Annotated in this window: 1 protein-coding gene; it reads right to left on the reverse strand. The window is 71.9% G+C overall.

Annotated elements, in window-relative coordinates:
* Positions 1-793: HAMP domain-containing protein (locus AOM09_RS00035; RefSeq protein WP_169747585.1), on the reverse strand; the 793-nt coding region annotated here is incomplete at its 3' end.
* Positions 794-879: the final 86 nt, after the last annotated feature.

Consider the following 879-nt stretch of genomic DNA (forward strand, 5'->3'; position numbering starts at 1 on the left):
GGGACACCTGCGCGCGGGACAGCAGCTCGCTCATCTCGCCCATCTCGTCGCGGCTCCGCACGCCGGCGGCGACCGTGAGATCACCCTCGGCGAGCGCCTGGATCGCGTGCATGAGCGCGGCCGAGTTGCGGCGGATGCGCCGGGCGACGACGAGGCCGACCACGATGCCGAGGCCGAGGCCGATCAAGGTGATGACGATGAACAGCGCGCGGGCCTCGTTGGCGGAGCCCGCCGAGGACGCGGACTCGTCCGCAAGGCGCTGGTCGACGTAGCGCGAGAACTCCGCGAGCTGCGAGTCGAGCGTGACACCGAAGCCGCCCGTCGCGGGACCGCTCTGGGCGGCCGCCGCGGTCACGCGCGCGTTGCCGTCGACGAGCGCGGCGTTCTTGTAGCCGTCCCACGTCTGCGCGACCAGGTCGACGCTGGGCAGCGCCGCACCGAAGGTCTCCTCGTAGTCGGCGGTGAAGACCGCGAGGCTCTGCTCGAACCCGTCGAAGGTCGCCTTGAGCTCCTCGATGCGCGCGGGCGCCTGGCTGCGCGTCGCCGAGTCGATCTTGAGGCCGGCCGCGCGCGCGCTCCACAGCGCGTCTCGCAGGTCCGCCATCTCGGCCGCGAGGCGGCCCTGGGACGCGATCACGTCCTCGTCCGCGCCGCGCACGTAGGTGAGCGCGCCGCTCGCGACCAGCCCCGTCGCGACGAGCGCGACGAGCACCGCTCCCACGGCGGTGAACACCTGCGCGGGAAGGCTGAAGCGGCGCCCACGCTGGCGCGCCTCGAGGGTCGGGTTGTCCATGTCTCTCCATCCTTTGAGAGTGATGCGAAGGGACCGGTCCATCCGTGGACCGGCGACAGCTGTCAGTACGTGAAGGTCGACACCTT

The organism is Demequina iriomotensis (genome assembly GCF_000971395.1).
GTDB lineage: Bacteria > Actinomycetota > Actinomycetes > Actinomycetales > Demequinaceae > Demequina > Demequina iriomotensis.